At 40.5% G+C, this 16,836-nt stretch carries 14 protein-coding genes and 1 pseudogene; 10 read left to right on the top strand and 5 right to left on the bottom strand.

Annotation, left to right across the window (positions count from 1 at the left end):
- Positions 1 to 208: 208 nt before the first annotated feature.
- The gene (locus tag L6773_RS13755; protein ID WP_237855012.1) at positions 209 to 604 is read left to right on the top strand and encodes a DoxX family protein; all 396 of its coding nucleotides are present in this window, start codon (positions 209 to 211) and stop codon (positions 602 to 604) included.
- 51 nt (positions 605 to 655) lie between these two features.
- Here L6773_RS13755 and L6773_RS13750 read toward each other — a convergent pair whose 3' ends face one another.
- Both L6773_RS13750 and L6773_RS13745 read right to left on the bottom strand, forming a co-directional pair.
- Positions 656 to 1,117 (bottom strand): cupin domain-containing protein, encoded by a 462-nt coding sequence (locus tag L6773_RS13750; RefSeq protein WP_237855011.1) that lies wholly within the window; start codon positions 1,115 to 1,117, stop codon positions 656 to 658.
- 43 nt (positions 1,118 to 1,160) lie between these two features.
- Positions 1,161 to 1,676, bottom strand: a complete 516-nt coding sequence (locus L6773_RS13745; RefSeq protein WP_237855010.1) for a PH domain-containing protein — start codon at positions 1,674 to 1,676, stop codon at positions 1,161 to 1,163.
- A 361-nt stretch (positions 1,677 to 2,037) separates the two neighbouring features.
- On the opposite strand from L6773_RS13745, the pseudogene L6773_RS21930 reads away from it, so the two are divergent.
- From L6773_RS21930 to L6773_RS13725, 5 genes and pseudogenes are all read left to right on the top strand, one after another.
- Positions 2,038 to 2,504 (top strand): annotated as a pseudogene (locus L6773_RS21930) (IS200/IS605 family transposase).
- Between the two features lie 162 nt (positions 2,505 to 2,666).
- Complete coding sequence (gene ccsA / locus L6773_RS13740; protein WP_237855009.1) at positions 2,667 to 3,329, top strand: cytochrome c biogenesis protein CcsA; 663 nt, start codon at positions 2,667 to 2,669, stop codon at positions 3,327 to 3,329.
- Complete coding sequence (locus tag L6773_RS13735) at positions 3,326 to 3,586, top strand: CcmD family protein (RefSeq protein WP_237855008.1); 261 nt, start codon at positions 3,326 to 3,328, stop codon at positions 3,584 to 3,586. The genes ccsA and L6773_RS13735 overlap by 4 nt, the downstream gene beginning before the upstream one ends.
- Entirely contained in the window at positions 3,576 to 3,971 is a 396-nt protein-coding gene (locus L6773_RS13730) for a cytochrome c maturation protein CcmE domain-containing protein (protein ID WP_237855007.1), read from the top strand. The genes L6773_RS13735 and L6773_RS13730 overlap by 11 nt, the downstream gene beginning before the upstream one ends.
- A 3-nt stretch (positions 3,972 to 3,974) precedes the next feature.
- Positions 3,975 to 6,485, top strand: coding sequence for a heme lyase CcmF/NrfE family subunit (locus L6773_RS13725; protein WP_237855006.1), 2,511 nt, complete (start codon positions 3,975 to 3,977; stop codon positions 6,483 to 6,485).
- A 155-nt stretch (positions 6,486 to 6,640) separates the two neighbouring features.
- Here L6773_RS13725 and L6773_RS13720 read toward each other — a convergent pair whose 3' ends face one another.
- Positions 6,641 to 7,027, bottom strand: a complete 387-nt coding sequence (locus L6773_RS13720) for a DUF2237 family protein (RefSeq protein WP_237855005.1) — start codon at positions 7,025 to 7,027, stop codon at positions 6,641 to 6,643.
- Positions 7,024 to 7,431, bottom strand: a complete 408-nt coding sequence (locus tag L6773_RS13715) for a phosphoribosyl-AMP cyclohydrolase (protein ID WP_237855004.1) — start codon at positions 7,429 to 7,431, stop codon at positions 7,024 to 7,026. Before L6773_RS13715 ends, L6773_RS13720 begins: the two co-directional genes overlap by 4 nt.
- A 486-nt stretch (positions 7,432 to 7,917) precedes the next feature.
- Between L6773_RS13715 and L6773_RS13710 the strand changes: the two genes are divergently transcribed.
- Complete coding sequence (locus tag L6773_RS13710; protein WP_237855003.1) at positions 7,918 to 8,388, top strand: hypothetical protein; 471 nt, start codon at positions 7,918 to 7,920, stop codon at positions 8,386 to 8,388.
- A 57-nt stretch (positions 8,389 to 8,445) separates the two neighbouring features.
- Here L6773_RS13710 and L6773_RS13705 read toward each other — a convergent pair whose 3' ends face one another.
- On the bottom strand, positions 8,446 to 11,070 hold the full coding sequence (locus L6773_RS13705) for a serine/threonine-protein kinase (RefSeq protein ID WP_237855002.1): 2,625 nt from the start codon (positions 11,068 to 11,070) through the stop codon (positions 8,446 to 8,448).
- Positions 11,071 to 11,276: 206 nt separating this feature from the next.
- Here L6773_RS13705 and L6773_RS13700 point away from each other — a divergent pair, with 206 nt between their 5' ends.
- The 3 genes from L6773_RS13700 (at position 11,277) to L6773_RS13690 (ending at position 16,687) form a co-directional block, all read left to right on the top strand.
- A complete protein-coding gene (locus L6773_RS13700; protein WP_237855001.1) occupies positions 11,277 to 13,343 on the top strand; it encodes an InlB B-repeat-containing protein in 2,067 nt (688 codons plus the stop codon).
- A gap of 131 nt (positions 13,344 to 13,474) precedes the next feature.
- Positions 13,475 to 15,178 carry a hypothetical protein gene (locus tag L6773_RS13695; RefSeq protein ID WP_237855000.1) on the top strand — a complete coding sequence of 568 codons (1,704 nt, stop codon included), beginning with the start codon at positions 13,475 to 13,477 and terminating at the stop codon, positions 15,176 to 15,178.
- A gap of 375 nt (positions 15,179 to 15,553) precedes the next feature.
- Complete coding sequence (locus L6773_RS13690; RefSeq protein WP_237854999.1) at positions 15,554 to 16,687, top strand: hypothetical protein; 1,134 nt, start codon at positions 15,554 to 15,556, stop codon at positions 16,685 to 16,687.
- The last annotated feature ends 149 nt before the right edge of the window (positions 16,688 to 16,836 follow it).

Genomic DNA, 16,836 nt, shown 5'->3' with positions numbered 1-16,836 from the left:
ATCTAATGAGTATTCTGCATTCAACAAATCCAAATTCAAAGAAGATTTAAAATGGTTGATTGGTTAAAATAATTACGAGTACTACCCGAATTGCAATAATAATCAATGGAATATCGAATTTAATTTGTAATTAAAGCTGTAGAGATTAAATTCTAAGCAGATCAAGCAGTGATACAGTTCGTCTATCTAACTCAAAAAACGGAAAACCATGGCAAATTTAGATAACAAATATGGAGACTTAGCAATCCTTCTTCTTCGGATAGGAGTTGGTGTAATTTTTATTGTAGCCGGTTGGGGAAAATTAACAGGAATCGAAGGTGTACAGGGGTTCTTTGGAAATGTAGGGATTCCACTGCCCGGAATAATGGCATGGGTAGTTGCACTCGTTGAATTTTTTGGTGGAATTATGGTCCTCTTCGGGGCATATACTAAAATTCCTTACCTGCTGCTCGCGTTTACAATGTTGGTAGCAATATTTATGGTTAAACTACCGGATGGATTTAGTGGATTGAGATTGGAACTTATGCTTTTACTGGCAAGTCTTGCACTTTTCTTTATTGGAAATGGCAATTATTCGGTAGACCATAAAATTGCCAATCGTTAAATGTGTTGATTTTTGAAAGGGTGAGATTCAACGAACTCACCCTTTTCTCTTTTATTTTATTTCAGGCTCTGAGAGGAGTTCTGTTAACTGGATGCCTTTCTCACCAACATAAAAAACAATAAGCTCGACCGGCTCATCTCCAATATTTTTCCCATAGTGCCAGGTATTGATCACCTCGGAAAATGCATCTCCCTTTCTGAAAATTTTTGATTCCTTACTATCCTTTAAAATGACTTCCAACTCTCCACTTATGATGTAGGCCAATGATGCAACCGGGTGACGATGCCACGCTGTTTCAGCTCCGGGAGCAAATTCAATTTTCAAAGCCGTTATTTCTTCTTCTCCTGAAACCGAATAAGATAGATCTGCTCCGTTCCAGGTGGATTGGGTTTGAAGAATTTGTGTGCTTTTTACGGGTTGATTCGCGTCGGTTTGAGCAAGAGATGAATCAAAAATGAATAAAGAAAAGATGACGAATAATAATGCACAACTGGTGAGGTGTACGAAATTCATGGAAATTGAAGGTTATTTTAGGATTACACTGATGAGACTTCAGCTACTCCTCAAAATGCTTCTTTTCCCGCAAATAATCATCATTAGAAATCAAACCTTGTTGCCAAAGACCGGTGAGGTAGTCCAATTTATCAAGGCTGCCGGGTGATGATTTTGTTTCAACTCTCTCTTTTTTCTGTTGTTGCTCTATTTTATAACGTTCAGCCTCAGCCGCTTTCATGATCAAATCGGCCATGTTTTTGGGGTTTTCCAGCCCAATCAGATCTACCTTTCGTGTATTTGTGATGAGCTGTAAGTTCCCGATGCCAAACTGTTTGTCAATCCATCTTTGATCTATTTTCACATCGTTAATATTTGCAATATCAACGGATTCAGTGAAAGAAGAGGAGACTGATGTAATAGTTTTATCAGTTATTTTATAGTGTATTTCCGAAAGTTCTTTGACCTTTTTGTATAGTAGATAGATTCCGGCAAGGAGGGGGATCAGAAGAACCCCAACAACATACCACCAAAAATTGTGGCTCTTTTGGGGTTGTAATTCGATCTTTTTCTCTTTCATAGAAACAAAATAACAAATGATTTGGAACTCTCATTCAATAGAGGTTCACTTTTAGGTTTCAACGATAGAAGAATCGCAGGAGGCTCCTATGGAGCCGTTCGGGTTTCTGCCTAACAGAGTTTTTATAAATAGGCAACTCCTACGAAGTCTGTTTGATTATTGCTTTTCAACTAAATAATTATAGGCTTGGAGGCACTCAAAATAGCATAAGTTCGAATCTTTTGTAAGGATTTTGAATTTTTTGGCTCCAACATATATAGACATGTTTTAAATATTAAAAAGCTCCGATGGAGCTTCCTGTTTATAGAAATGAAATTTTCTTGATAGCTCCTTAGGAGCCTCCTAAAAAGAAGACAAGGAAATACCCAACACATTTTCACAAATATACCTGCAATTCGTATTTTCTGTTCGAAACCGGAGAAGTCTCATCCCGAAAGATACAAAGAAGAAGTGCACAGATATATGACAGGCTTAGTTCGGAATCGGGAAGCAAAGATGCTGGCCGTTCATTGAATGCCTGATCATTCACATCTATTTGTTGGATTTAAATCCGGAAGCATGTTGATTTCTGATTTTGTCAAAGAGATCAAAGTTGAAAGCAATGAATTCATCAATCATTAAAAATGGTTAAGGGACAAATTCAAATGGCAACAGGGATATGGTGGTTTTTCATATTCACATTCTCATAGAGACCGGGTTTGTAAATATGTTTTGAATCAGGAAGATCATCATAAAAATAGAACATTTAAACAGGAGTAGATCTCTTTGTTGAGAAAATTTGAGATTCAATACGATGAGAAATATTTGTTTTACTTTGTCAATGAGTAGGGGCAGGAGGCTCAAATGAGCCGAGAATGATAGTTTTGTAAGAGAGGAATCGTTCAATTCATATCACAAAAATTCATCAACATCTTCATAATCAATTTATAAAAAAATGGTTCCTTTTCGTATCTTTGTTAACTGTATTAGAGCCAAAAAAGCATCATCATTTTGAAGGTTTGGAAAATTTTAGTGGCAGTTTGGATGACGATTGTCATATCTGCGGGATTTTTGATACAAATCCCGGAAATAGCAATTTTGGAGCAATCTGCTCGCAATTTATTTCTACATGTACCAATGTGGTTTACCATGATGATAGCTTTTTCAATGGCTTTCTACTTTAGTGTTCGATATTTAAATGACGAACATTTGAAGTGGGATCGAAAGGCCGAAACAGCAACATCTGTTGGTTTGCTTTTTGGAATATGCGGTTTGTTAACCGGATCATTGTGGGCACGGTTTACCTGGGGTACCTGGTGGACTTTTGCTGAACCCCGGATGAATTTGGCAGCCCTCGCAATGCTGATTTTTGTAGCATATTTTATTTTAAGGTCGGCATTTAATGATCGTGAGAAGAGCGCGAAAATATCAGCGATTTATAATATTTTTGGAGTCACAACGATCCCATTTTTGTTGTATATCATTCCTCGGCAACTTCCGAGTTTGCACCCGGGAGCTGAAGGAAATCCGGCATTTAGTGAGATTACCGCACCTGAACTTCGGTATATCTTTTATCCCGCTGTAATTGGATTTATTGGTCTTTCGTTTTGGATTATGAATGTTGTGAACCGGTATAAAGTTCTCAAAGAAAGGACAACCTTGAGCGGATCATGAAATTAAACATACAAGATTCTGGCAACACCGCCGTTGATACCCTGAGCAGCAGCTATTCCGGAAAGTGGGAAGGGGTAGAGGGCATTGAACAAACATCCGCATTTATACAACTAATGGCTTCGAATGACCTTATTTTTGTTGTTTTAGGAGTCAGCCTAATTATCTGGTTTGTTTTACTCTTTTACCTGATTCGGGTAGACAGAAACGTGAGTAAACTTGAAGAATCACTTAAAGAAGAATCCTCAGATGAAACCTAAATTAATCATCGGAATTGTTTCAATTATTGTTTTTACATCACTCCTGATGTACAATTTTGGAAACAGCATAAGCACTTATGTAAATTTTGAAGAAGCTGAAGCGCGGACTTCATCACATGTTGTGGGTACGTGGGATTCAACTGGGGAGTATGGATTCTCAAGAGATACCATGCAATTTAGTTTTCACATGAAAGACCGGGCAGGAAATGTGAGAAAAGTGATCTATCCACGACCAAAGCCCAATAACTTTGAGCAGGCGACTCAGCTGGTAGTAATAGGAGAAATGAGAAATAATGTCTTTTATGCAAATGAAATGCTCATGAAATGCCCCTCTAAATACAATGATTCGCCCGATTTTGAAAAGGCAAGCACTATAGAGAGTTAATTTATGATTGCCGAAGCTGGACGTTGGTTTTTAAACTTCGCTTTTCTCTTTTCAGTCTGTTCGATGGGGTTATATGCATTTGCCTCCGTGCGGAACAACAAAAAAGTTGAACGAATTTCGAATTGGTTTTGGGGATTTAAGGGAGTTTTTGTCTTAGGAGCATCTATTGCGCTCATCTATTTGATAATGACTCATCAATTCCAATACTATTATGTTTGGAACTATACCAGCCTTGACCTAGAAACCAAATACCTGTTTTCAGCTTTCTATGGTGGGCAGGAGGGAAGCTTCATGCTCTGGATCTTCTTTGCTTTTTTTGTAGGTCTTGGGTTGATAGTGTGGACTCGAAAGCCCTATCGTGCTCCCGTGATGTTTGTAATGGCAATGACCCAATTTTTTCTCCTTTCGATGATTATCGGATGGGATTTTGGATTCACCAAAATTGGAGCATCACCGTTCCGAACTATCGCACAAGAGATGCCAAATGCCCCATTTCTGCAGGCCAATCCCGATTTTGTACCCCAAGACGGAACCGGGCTGAATGATTTGCTGAAAAGCCCATGGATGATGATTCATCCCCCGATCATCTTTGTTGGATTTTCAATGATGACAGTGCCATTTGCCTTCGCAATCGCATCCCTGTGGACAAAAACATATCATGAATGGATCAGGCCGGCTCTGCCATGGACACTTGCAGCAAATCTCTCACTTTTAACAGCAATTTTCCTGGGAGGATACTGGGCGTATGAAACTCTCTCATTCGGTGGATACTGGGCGTGGGACCCGGTTGAAAATGCATCACTTGTTCCCTGGCTAATCGGAACAGCCGGAATACACGCGATGATCATTCAGCGTAAAAGCCGTCGCGCACACAAAGCTTCACTCTTTTTTGCAATACTGGCTTATGTATCTATCATCTACCAAACATTTTTGACCAGGTCAGGTGTACTTGCCGATCAATCGGTTCACAGTTTTGTGGATTTAGGGCTGTATAACCAATTGTTGGCATTTATTCTGGCTGTTACTATTATGGGAATCGGTTTCTACCTTTATCGTTATAAAGAGTTGCCAACACCTGATAAAGAGTCCAAATTTTTGAGCCGTGAATTCATGACGTTCACCGGTGCAATGCTTCTGTTTATTCTTGGATTAGTGATTATTCTTGGTACGAGTTCCCCAATTTTAGGAAAACTTTTTGTTGATAATCCCACACCACCGGAGATTCAGTTTTACAATAACTGGAGCATGCCGATTGCCATTATTATGGCTTTAGCTACGGTGGTTGGGCAATATCTTTTTTGGGAGAGACATAGTTGGGAGAGTCTTGCGGGTGAGCTAATAACACCCCTGCTGATTACCTCAACTGTATCTGTGGTTTCTATTGTATTAGGAAATGTAACCTCAATTTATTACATGATTTACATTTTCGCCGGTTGGTTTACGGTCATTGGAAATGGAACGGTTTTGGTGAGACTCTTGAGAAAAAATCCAAAGCTGGTTGGCGGTACGATTACCCATATTGGGTTTGGATTACTCCTGCTGGGAATTATCGCTTCGTCTGTGTACACAGTGCCAATGCTTGACCCCCAAACAACGAATTACAACACACGGATTGAACAGGGGGAAGTTTTTGATGACGAAGGATTTCCAATTACGCAAAAAGTGGAGATGTTTGAGCTGAAAGTTAATCAGCCAAAATTGGTCAACGAAAAATATATGGTGACCTACGAAGGGTATGAACTCACAAATTCCCCTCGTCCGGGACAACAAAATTATCGTCTCAGATTTGAACCGATTGATGGTGGAGAAGTATTTTATATGTCTCCGGAAGTCTATCCGATGCTGACCTCTTCAGGACCAAACGGAGTTGACTGGTCTGTAGATCCGCATGTTCGTACAGGAATGGTTAAAGACATCTACCTCTATGTGGCAGGAAGTAAGTATGTCGAGCAGCGTAATGAAGAGTTCGAAAGGAATGCGCAGAATGAATCGATGATGCCGGTTGGTAATCAAGATGAGGAGCAAACAGAAGAGCAGGAAGACTCACAAATAATAGAGTTAAGCCGGGGCGAGACTAAATCTGTCGGTCCTTTTGCATTTACTTTCAGAAACTTTGTTCCGGCAAGTGAGGAAGCTTTGCCCGAGAATACCCAGATAGGAATTCGATCTTTAATCCACATCGAACATGAGTCGTCAGGCCGTGCTTTTGAAGCTGAACCTCTTTTTGCCGTTTACACTGAAGATGACAGAAGTTATACCTACTCTCCACCTATCGAAATAAAGGAGTGGGATATGAACGTACTTTTTAGTAAAGTTCGGCCGGAATCGGATTCCATCGAGCTTACAGTATACGGTCTTGATGAAAATTTCGAAGAAGATTGGGTTCTGGTTGTGGCGGAGCAAAAACCATTTGTTTCTGTGGTTTGGCTGGGAACCTTTATGCTTATGGCCGGATTTTCAATATCCATATTCCGCCATTGGGCAAGAGAAAAGAACACTGCTGAGAAGAATTGAACACCTACTTTAAGGGGTCTAAAGATTTAAAGACAGTTCTCAAACGATCATTAAAGGATTTGCAGTTCAATATCTATTTTCCGCATCCATTTGCTACAACGTAAGGGGAGCCTTACTAAAACAATGATCAAACATCTCTCATCAAAAATCTATTTTCACCCGTTTTTTTGTTTTTCCTTATAAGCATGCTCTAAAAGCATCTCCATTGAAACTATATTCAGAGTCAATTCATTTGTGGCTTCAAGAACTACTTTAGGTGCCATGCCGGCCTCGTATGCTTCTTTCCACCTGGGAGCGCAAAGGCACCACCGATCACCGGGATTTAACCCGGGGAAATTATATTGAGGGAGGGGCGTAGACAGATCATTACCTTTGGATTTAGAAAAATTAAGAAAATCTGCTGTCATTACGGCACAAACCATGTGATCGCCATAATCCTCATCACCAGATTCACAACAGCCGTTTCTATAGAAACCTGTTAATGGATTTGAACTGCAATTTACAAGTGGTTCGCCGAAAACATTTCTGGATTTAAATTTCATTTTTCCAAGAATTCTAATTTCAGTGAGTCTGTATTTAATTTCCTGTAAAAACAAGATTTTCGGGGTGAGCCCTTTTTATTAGTTGTATGGCACGCTCCTTTGCCATCCAATGTAACTTTATAGATAAGGGCATCTTGGTCGCAATCAACTAAAATTTCTTCGATTAAAAGTGCATTTTCTGAGGTTTCACCCTTCACCCAAATTTTTTGTCTGCTTGTGCTCCAAAAAGTTGCTTTACCTGACTTAATAGTTTGATTCAACGCCTCACCATTAACGGATGCAATCATCAAGATATCACCTGAAGATGATTCCTGAACAACAACCGGAAGTAAGCCATCACGTTTTTCGAATTGGAGACGAAGTTCAGATCCTTCCTCAATCATTTGTTTGGATTTTGTATCCATGGATAATATTCAGAATTATGTGAGTACAACTGTTCCTAAAATACAATAATTGATGAGAAGGACTCGATTATAAATGAAGATTGCAGACAATTTTTTAATTGGCTGAAGAGTCCAACTCTTTCGTGGTTGAATTCTGAAATACTAAAAATAGTATATTTTCATCGATTTTTTGATTATCGAATATCCTTCTGCAAAGAATACAGACTGATACTCTGTGTTTCTTTTCTTATCGATAATTTCAATGCATGGTTTATCAAAAATTACATATTGAGGCAGTCCTACTTCAAACCATTCTGCGCTGAGTTTGAGACAAAATGGAACTTGGTGCATTGAATCAGGCATAATCTTATAATCGATTACCTTTGAGATTTCTATATATTTTTGATAAAAAAGTTTTAAAATGAGCTTTGTTCCAAATAAATATTGCATTCATCGCTAAAGAATGAATTAGGACATTAATGAAACAATAAAACTAAAAGGACATCAATGAAAAAAATAGTAATACTATCAATTGCAATAATTTACAGTCTTATTTTGCTAAACAGTGCTCAAGCCCAGGAAAGAACCTTTGGTATTGGAGGAATTATTGGAGATCCGGATGGGATTTCGGTAAAAGCCTGGATTTCGGAATCAACAGCCATTGCAGGGGCCATTTCCGTGGATTTGGGAGAAAACTATTCATGGTTATCTGTCCATGCTGACTTTTTGAAGCAAAATACTGTAGTTACTTGGGAGGAAGCCTTACTTCAAACACATTATGGCGGCGGTGTTCGTATTGTCTCAGGAGACTTCCAGGATTATATTGCACTTCGCGCACCTGTAGGAATTGACGTAAATGCCATCGACGCTCCCGTGGAAGTATTTATGGAAGTCGTTCCAACCATAGACGTAGATCCTGAATTCTATTTTTATTTCTCAGGAGCCATGGGATTCCGATATTTTTTTGGAAACAATTGATTAACTCAAAGCGAATAGAAAAAATAAGCCTGAGGTCGGATAAACCAAGGGCTTTTTCTATTCTGTTTCCTGTTTGATCTGTGCAAATTCTTCTACACGATCCTGGTTTTGCAGAAAATCTTTTAATCGATTGGCGGCTTCCATAGTAGTTGAATGATCTTCACCTCTGGATACCAACAACGATTGATATCCTTCTATAAGCAAAGGCTCAGCCTCGGCTATTTTACCCAAAGAAGCAAGGCATTCCCCCAGCATACTTGTGGTCATAGCCCGTTCTGGATTCTCAGGTGAAAGATGCTCTGTTCTTATTTCGTAAGCATCCCGGAAATAAGGAAGAGCCTCTCCGGGCCGGTTTTGTGACTGGAGAACAGATGCAAGATTATGATAACCGTAGGCTAAAAAGGGATGCCCGGGTGGGAGTCCGGCTTGCCAGGTTTCTATAGCCTGGCTGTAGCTCTCTTTTGCGCCTTCAAGATCGCCCATATTTCGCTTTGTAAATGCAATGTTGTTGTATTGTATCCCCAAATTGGGATGATCGGGACCAAAGATATCTCGGTATAGTGCAGCCGCATCTACCTGCATAGCAAGAGCTTCTTCCACATTGCCCATTTTTGTCATAACCGAAGCAAGGTTATTCATGGCATATACCACATCGGGATGATCTTCTCCCTTCAATTCACGGAAAAGTTCAAGTGCTTTTTGATGATCTGCCAATGCCTCTTCATACTTTTCCTGGTCATCCAAAATGATCCCGATATGGCTGATTACTTGTGGAATTGCGGGATGTCGATCATCCTCATAATTCGCTCGGTAAATCTTTAGCTCTTCCCGGTATAACTCAAGTGCTTCTTCATCATAACCCTGGTCAGATAGCAGTGTTGCTAAATTTCCCATTGATGAGGCGATCTGTTCATGGTCTGGTGATCGCAGTTTTTGTTCAAGTTCAAGAGACTCACGCAACAGCGCTTCAGCCTCATCAAAATTTCCCATCTCCCATTGCAGGCTTCCCAGTTCCCCCAATCGTGCAGCAATGGTGGTGCTCTCTCTGCCAAATAGTTCAAGGTCAGCTGTTAATGCAAGGTTTAATAAAGAATCGGCCGTTTGATAATTGCCCTGCATCTGTTCTGTTTTTGCCATCTCCACTTGTACCTCAGACATCTCGGCATTGGGCGGACTAAAAAGTGTATTCATCAGAGCCAGTGATTGACTGAGCTGAAAATCTGCCTTATCAATATCACCCAGCTCCCGGTATGTAACTCCGAGTGTATGGCGAACGGAAGCCTCAACTGCCGGCTGGTTGCTTAGTTCAATATCAATCCTGTCGGCAGTGCGGTCCAGTATATCAATAACTTTCACCTCCAGGCCATCCTGGTAAGGATTTGGTGAAGCGAGCATCTCTTGCAGGAAAGCGTTGACCTGCTCAGTTTTCTGCCGCTCAATTTCTGTGATTCTTGCTTGGTTAAGCGAAAAAATTGCTGTTCCAACTAAGATGATTCCTATCACCGAGAGTGCAAAGACAACCGTGCGATTTCGTTGAATAAACTTTTTAGTGAGATAACCTGCGCTTTCGGGCCGTGCAGAAATAGGTTCATTTTTTTGATAGCACCGAATATCCTGAAGTAACTGGTCAGCCGATCCATACCGTCGTTCCGGTTCTTTTCGAATAGATTTTAAAACAATGGTATCCAAATCTCCCCGCAATTGCCTCTTATGCTGAGCTTTATTGATACTTCCGAGCTTTATGGTTTCAGATGAGATTTTAATAACAACGGAGCTGGGTTTTGCAGGAGTCGTCTCAGAAATGATACTACCAATTTCAATCGGTGTTTTGTCGCTGATGTCATAGGGAAGACGGCCTGTCAGGAGTTCATACAAGATTAAACCGAGTGCATGCACATCGGTGGCGGTTGTGATGGCACCTCCATGCACTTGTTCCGGACTTGCATATTCAGGAGTCATAAGAAAGAGGCCTGTTTTTGTAACCGGGGCACCTTCCTGCGGTTCATCTTCAAGAATCTTGGCAATACCAAAATCAAGAAGCTTTACAGTTCCGTGATTGTCAACAAGAATATTATTTGGTTTCAGGTCACGATGGACAATCAATAGCTGATGAGCAAATTGAACCGCTCTACAAACCTGTACAAACAGCTGCAGGCGCTCTTCAAATGAAAGATGCTTTTCGTTGCACCATTCTGTTATAGGTTTGCCCTGTATATACTCCAGGATGAAATATGGACGCCCCTCATCAGTTAAACCTGCATCAAATAGCTGTGCAATGTTCTTGTGCTGAAGTCTGGCTAATATCTTCTGCTCCTGCTGAAGCCGTTTGTGCATCGATTGTCCCGGAATTAATCCATGCAAAAATTTGATAGCCACCTCTCTCTCGAACTGCCCGTCTGCTCTTGTAGCAAGAAAGACAGAACTCATCCCACCGCGGCCTATTTCGCGAATGATACGCCAGGGGCCGACCCGATCACCTTCAGAAATAAACTCCTCTTCCAATATTTCATCTTCAAGAAATGTACCCGACATATGGTGAGCATCCAGGAGTTTCTTTAGCTCAGCAGAAATTTGAGGTTTTTTTTCTTTAAGATTATCAAGAAAGATTTTTTGTTCATCCAGGGATAGCTCGATGCATTGATGAAAAAGATCTTGTATGTCGTCCCACTGCTGTGAATTCATAACCGGAGAGATTTGTAAGAATGCAACTATTATAACTTTGCCCGGCTATTGCTGCAAATTAATTTTACTTAAGAATTAATTGATTTAGCGCGAGAGATACATTCTTAGTATTTTTAAATGATTTATTTGTAGCAAACCAAACATTAACCCCGTTGCTATTTAATCGAATTAAAGAGTATTTTAAAATATCATCTAAACCGATATAAATGAGAGTATACCTCACTCTTTTCCTGTTGACTGCGCTTTTAATCAGCTCGTGTTCTTCAGATCCGGATACCCACCGGTTAACAACATCCGTCGTGCCTTCTGAAGCTGGAAGTGTGACTCCGGAAGACGGGGAGTTTGCCGTCAACCGGGAGCTTGAGATTTCAGCTATTCCGAATGAGGATTGGGTTTTTGATCGATGGGAGGGAGATCATACGGGAACCCAGAACCCCGTTGTGATTGAGATGGATTCCGACAAAGACATAGCTGCGATTTTTACAGAACGGAATTATACGCTTACCGTAAATACGGAAGGGGAAGGAACCGTATCTGAACGTGTTGTTCAGCAAAAATCAACCGATTACCCGAGTGGAACTGTTGTGGAATTGACGGCTGAACCTGCTAATAACTGGCAATTTGTAGAGTGGCAGGGAGATCTCCAGGGATCAGAAAATCCAGAAAATATCACCATTGAGGAGGAGGTGGAGGTTACGGCTGTATTTGAACCTGTTTCTTATCCTTTGACGATAAATATTGATGGTGAGGGTACGGTTGAAGAAAATGTGATTCAGGCAAAATCAACGGATTATCCATTTGGAACTACTGTTGAACTGACTGCCATTCCCGACTCAGCCTGGGCATTTGTTGAGTGGGAGGATGATATTGAAAGCACAGAGAGTACAGTTGAAATAACGATTGATGAACCAAAAACAGTTACAGTCGTTTTTGATCGAACCTTCGGATTGACAACTGTTGCCATTCCGGAAGATGGTGGAACTATCGAGCCGTCGGAAGGTGAATTTATTCGCGATACCTCGTTTGAAGTAGAAGCGATAGCCAATGAAGGATGGAGATTTGTAGAGTGGAGAGGAGATTTTAGTGGTACAACGAATCCGTTTAATCTTACAATGAACGGAAATAAAACACTCGAAGCCCATTTTGATCGCGCTGATTTTACCCTTGATACAACGACTGTTGGAATGGGTGAAATCTTGCTTGATGTACTGGACGGTCAAGAGACCGAAACCGGTTACGAATTTGACTCTGTTGTAGAAGTTACTGCCGTTGCCGCTGAAGGCTGGGAGTTTGCTGAATGGCAGGGGGATTTAAGTGGTACTGCCAATCCCAATACCATTACGATTGATGGAAATAAATCGATCACGGCGGTATTCAGATTTTTCGATGGTGGTGATGGAACCGTGGAGAATCCCTACCAGATATCCAGGATAGATCAACTGCAGGCGATGGTGCAAGACCCCGAAGCTCATTACATATTAGTGGATAATATTGATGCAAGTGAAACAGGAACAGGGGAAGGCTTTAATCCTGTTGGAGTGAATGCAATACCATTTACCGGAAGTTTAGATGGAGATGGATTTGAGATCACCAATCTTACCATAAATCGTCCGGATGAGCAGTATGTAGGGCTCTTCGGTGTGATTGGAGATGGAGCTACCATTCAAAACGTATATGTAGAATCTGCTGATATCATTGGTGGAAATGAAGTGGGCATTCTTGCAGGCTCGAACGATGGAGATATATTGAATTCTTACACAACCGGTACAGTAAATGGCACTGATGATGTGGGTGGGCTCGTTGGACGAAACAATGGCCTGATACAGCAATCATTTTCTTTAGCGGCGACCAGCGGTTCAAACAATGTTGGTGGATTAGTTGGGAACAACTCAGATACGATCCTGAGTGCCTATGCATTGGGTAATGTCGACGGTAACGACAGAGTTGGTGGACTTGTAGGTCTGAATGTAGACGAAGAAGGTACGGTTTTTGAAACATATGCCGCCGGGGAAGTGACAGGATCGTCAATTACTTCTGTGGTTGGTGGACTCATTGGGGTAAATTCTGGCTCTACCAATACAAGTTACTGGGACACTCTAAACTCAGGACAAGCGAGCGGTTCCGGTTCAGGAAGTACAACCGGTATGACAGGGCTTACTACAGCTCAAATGACTGGACCTTCGGCAGAAACAAATATGACCAATTTTGATTGGGAAGAAATCTGGGTAACTACATCAACAGGATATCCAACTTTTCAGTGGTTGGTTGATTGATTCTCCTCAATAAGGATTACTTAGCTGTATTTAGGACGAGTATTTACTGGTATTGAAAGAATATCAATTTAATTCTCCATTCCATTATCTTGTCATCGAATAAGCAGACGCCAATGTAGTTGGAGTTGAATTTGACACAAAAAAATACCCAATCAAACAAAAAGTGGATCGTATCCGGGGATCCCTCACCCACAGGCTCTCCCATCCTCGACGGGCTTACCAATGGTGCCTCCTATGCTATAAAAACAAAGCCTTCTTCTTTGAAATCAGGACAAGCATCAAAGCTTCATAATCAAGGGTTATCAAGAAATCAGTTTAACCATCCCGTTGTTAAAAAATGGAAAGATGAACTCCCGATCCCGATTTATGAGGATGGATTCAGAAAGAGAATACAGGAAGATATTCTCGCCTTGATTCCAACATCCTCAGTCGTTGAGAATATTGCGGATCACGGAGCAAGGGATGGAGAGATCGCTAAAGATGCTTTTGATTCAGCTATTGATTCACTGCCTCCCGGCGGCAGGCTAATCATTCCAGATGGAACATACTATTTGAATGATTATACCATCAGCAAGTCGCTTATTGTTGACTGCAGGGGAACACTTAAACGAATGAATTTCGGTGAAAACGGACAAACAACTTCAACCCAAATCATAAAATTGGAGGCACCGTGTGTTTGGGATGGCGGTATTATGGATGGAAACCGTGAAAGCTGGATGAGTCATGGGTTTACGGGGCGACACTATTCAATTCAGGTGAAAGCCCAGTGTATTATCAAAAATGTAACGGGGTTAAATTCCATAAGACGAACAGATCACAGAAGATTTCGGTGGTCGGGTTTTAGGATAGAAGACCAAGCATATCTTGAAAATTGCGTTTCAGAGCGTGCCGTTCGAGGGTTTAATGTACAGCCGTCAAACACTATGTATAAGGAAGACAACGATGGGACTATTTCAGAATTTAAAGGAGTTTACTTTTACAAATGCCGCTCAAACAATTATGAGGAGAAAGGTTTTGGTACCGGCGGAACGAACGGTTGGATTATTGTAGATGATTGCGGTGGATACCCGGCTCCTTACGAAGAGATCCGGGCGGATTCTCTGTTTCTGTGGGAAACGGACTCCAATATCTCTGAAGGGCATCAAATCACTGCAATGCTGCATACAGTGATCATGAAAAACTGTAATATCAAGGAGTGGGTTCAATATTACCTGATTAAAAGTGCCCAATTGAAATGGATGATTTTTGATCATTGCGATCTGACAAATTATGGATTGGGTTGGGATCAAGGGGCACCATCAAAAATCTATTTTGCACAAACTAAGGAGAACACAGTCCGCCAAGTTGGAACATCGATTCTTAGCTTTCGTTCAAAATTTAGATGTATTGATTACAATGACGGGCAATATCCATATAATTCTTCTTTGGCCGGTAAGACATTTCCCATTGTTTGCAATGAATTTGATAACAGGGAAGATCTCGCAGCTTATCAAAAAAACGATAGAGTAACCTCAATCTATTTCTTTGATTCCGAGTTGGAGTGTGTAAAAAATGAGTGGTACAGGGGCGGACATGCCTGGAGAGTGTTCTGGGCTGAAAACACAGGGTTTATGGTTCATGAGACGGGAGAGGCGTTCGTATGGTCAGAGGAGGATGGAGATCAGTTTGTGGATAAATTTGTATTTGATAACTGCACTTTCACGGATACTGACGGGAATCGTACCTGGATTTTTGATTCAAGAGGAGACATTTCGGAAGACTCACTGATTATTATCAATGCGAAAGGGAACCCACGGGTAGGTTTATCGGAGTTTTCCCATTTGGAAACATTTTAAGATCGATTATTTAACATTAATCGAAATAGATAAATCCGACATTCTCTTGAAATGCTACTAAAATCTGCGCCAGGCAGAGATCGATTTGATTCTCTCGGTGATCAACCTGCAGTTTTAAAGTAAGACTGAATGATAATTGATATGATTTTTTCAACTTTTCAAACCTTTGTCCGGGTGAGTACTGTATAGGTCTTTCTGATGTGTTAGGTCAGGTGATGAAATTGTCATCGAGAACATTTGCTTTAATAATTATAACACAAGTTGAAAAAGTTATTTAGAATTGCACCATTACACTTTTAATGAAGTTTATAGTTTTTGGAAAATGGGTCGGCTCCACTAAATTGATATGAGGAGATTAAGCAAATCAAAGACTGCGTGAAAGTACAACATTTATTGGGGATTCTACTGGGGTGTGTTCTATTTACCGGGTACTATTTAGATAGAAAATCGACCCTTAAGAATCATGCCACAACTGACACCCAAATTGCAGGGAAAACTGGAACCTTAGTGGTGTTTTCGGGAATAGAATTTCCTTCGGCTAGAACGACTGCAGATGAAGATCTGGAAATTGTTATGATTGATCTATACGAAAGAGTTAACCCAGGCTATACAAAGGGTTTGATTGAACTGGATGATCGTGTTCGGTTTTACATTGAAGATCGAAGCCAAAGAAATATTGAGGGATATGAAACGCTTTATTATGAAGCCGAAAAAGACAACCTTCACAAATGGGAACTGAAAGGAAAGGTGAATGTTGAGGACTATGATGGCAAAGACTTAAAGCATGGTAATGCTCCCGTAATTCGCAAGCTCAATGGTGAAATTTGGGGGTGGCAAGCGATGTCGGGTGGAATAGCGATTCTGAAAACTGATGATGGTATTAATTTTAAATTTCATGATCAGGCTTTTCACGGTGAAGTAGATGGAATGACAAACATTAGTTATCATGAAGAAACAGAACACTATTATATCTATAGCCGAAATAGAAGTTTTGATGGTGTTGACAGGCGTGGTATAAATGTGTGGAGCGAAGATACTATAGAACCTGATTTTGATTTTGAGCAAACTATTGATCCAATGGATCTATTTGATTACTCAGGTAACTCTATTTATGACATATATGATATTTTTGGTATTCCTCAGAAAGATGGCTCAATGAAACTTATTTCAAATATATTCTGGAAAGAAAGAGAACGTTTTGTGGATTATAAGAATGGGCGTAACACCGGCCCGATCTATCCTGTATTTCTTAAAGCTGATAATCAAAGACTGGATAATCTACGCATAGAAAAGAAACTTTCGGTTATTCCTTTAGAACCTTTTGAACGTATCCACCCCAATCCCAAAGCTACAGGCGGAGGAAAAAATGAGGTAGGACAAATTTACTGCAATTCGTATTTAGAGTTGGATGATGTGGAGTTGTTTGGATTTATGGTATCTGAAGATACGCATTATGAGCCTTATGATGGATTTAAGAAAGCGTTTGGCATTTATATTAAGCCTAAATGACAATTAAAACTGTCAACTTAAATCAAAAATAGTCCGTTCTCGTTGGTCCCACGGTTCGGGACTCTACCACTGAGCTATTCCTGAAATTCATTTTCATCAGACTGAATTAATTTTTCTATAAATGTTCGACTTTTTTGACGCTTAATAAA

This window comes from Rhodohalobacter sulfatireducens (assembly GCF_022012475.1).
GTDB classification, from domain to species: Bacteria; Bacteroidota; Rhodothermia; order Balneolales; family Balneolaceae; genus Rhodohalobacter; species Rhodohalobacter sulfatireducens.
Note: the sequence above shows the minus strand (reverse complement) of the source record. Positions and strands in the feature narration are given on the sequence as shown.

What these genes read in the sequence shown, in the direction of transcription:
- L6773_RS13755 (WP_237855012.1), top strand. Translation starts at nt 209, where the DNA reads ATGGCAAATTTAGATAACAAATATGGAGACTTAGCAATCCTTCTTCTT.
- L6773_RS13720 (WP_237855005.1), bottom strand. Translation starts at nt 7,027, where the DNA reads ATGAAATTTAAATCCAGAAATGTTTTCGGCGAACCACTTGTAAATTGC.
- L6773_RS13735 (WP_237855008.1), top strand. Translation starts at nt 3,326, where the DNA reads ATGAAATTAAACATACAAGATTCTGGCAACACCGCCGTTGATACCCTG.
- L6773_RS13705 (WP_237855002.1), bottom strand. Translation starts at nt 11,070, where the DNA reads ATGAATTCACAGCAGTGGGACGACATACAAGATCTTTTTCATCAATGC.
- L6773_RS13725 (WP_237855006.1), top strand. Translation starts at nt 3,975, where the DNA reads ATGATTGCCGAAGCTGGACGTTGGTTTTTAAACTTCGCTTTTCTCTTT.
- L6773_RS13710 (WP_237855003.1), top strand. Translation starts at nt 7,918, where the DNA reads ATGAAAAAAATAGTAATACTATCAATTGCAATAATTTACAGTCTTATT.
- L6773_RS13700 (WP_237855001.1), top strand. Translation starts at nt 11,277, where the DNA reads ATGAGAGTATACCTCACTCTTTTCCTGTTGACTGCGCTTTTAATCAGC.
- L6773_RS13750 (WP_237855011.1), bottom strand. Translation starts at nt 1,117, where the DNA reads ATGAATTTCGTACACCTCACCAGTTGTGCATTATTATTCGTCATCTTT.
- L6773_RS13715 (WP_237855004.1), bottom strand. Translation starts at nt 7,431, where the DNA reads ATGGATACAAAATCCAAACAAATGATTGAGGAAGGATCTGAACTTCGT.
- L6773_RS13730 (WP_237855007.1), top strand. Translation starts at nt 3,576, where the DNA reads ATGAAACCTAAATTAATCATCGGAATTGTTTCAATTATTGTTTTTACA.
- L6773_RS13745 (WP_237855010.1), bottom strand. Translation starts at nt 1,676, where the DNA reads ATGAAAGAGAAAAAGATCGAATTACAACCCCAAAAGAGCCACAATTTT.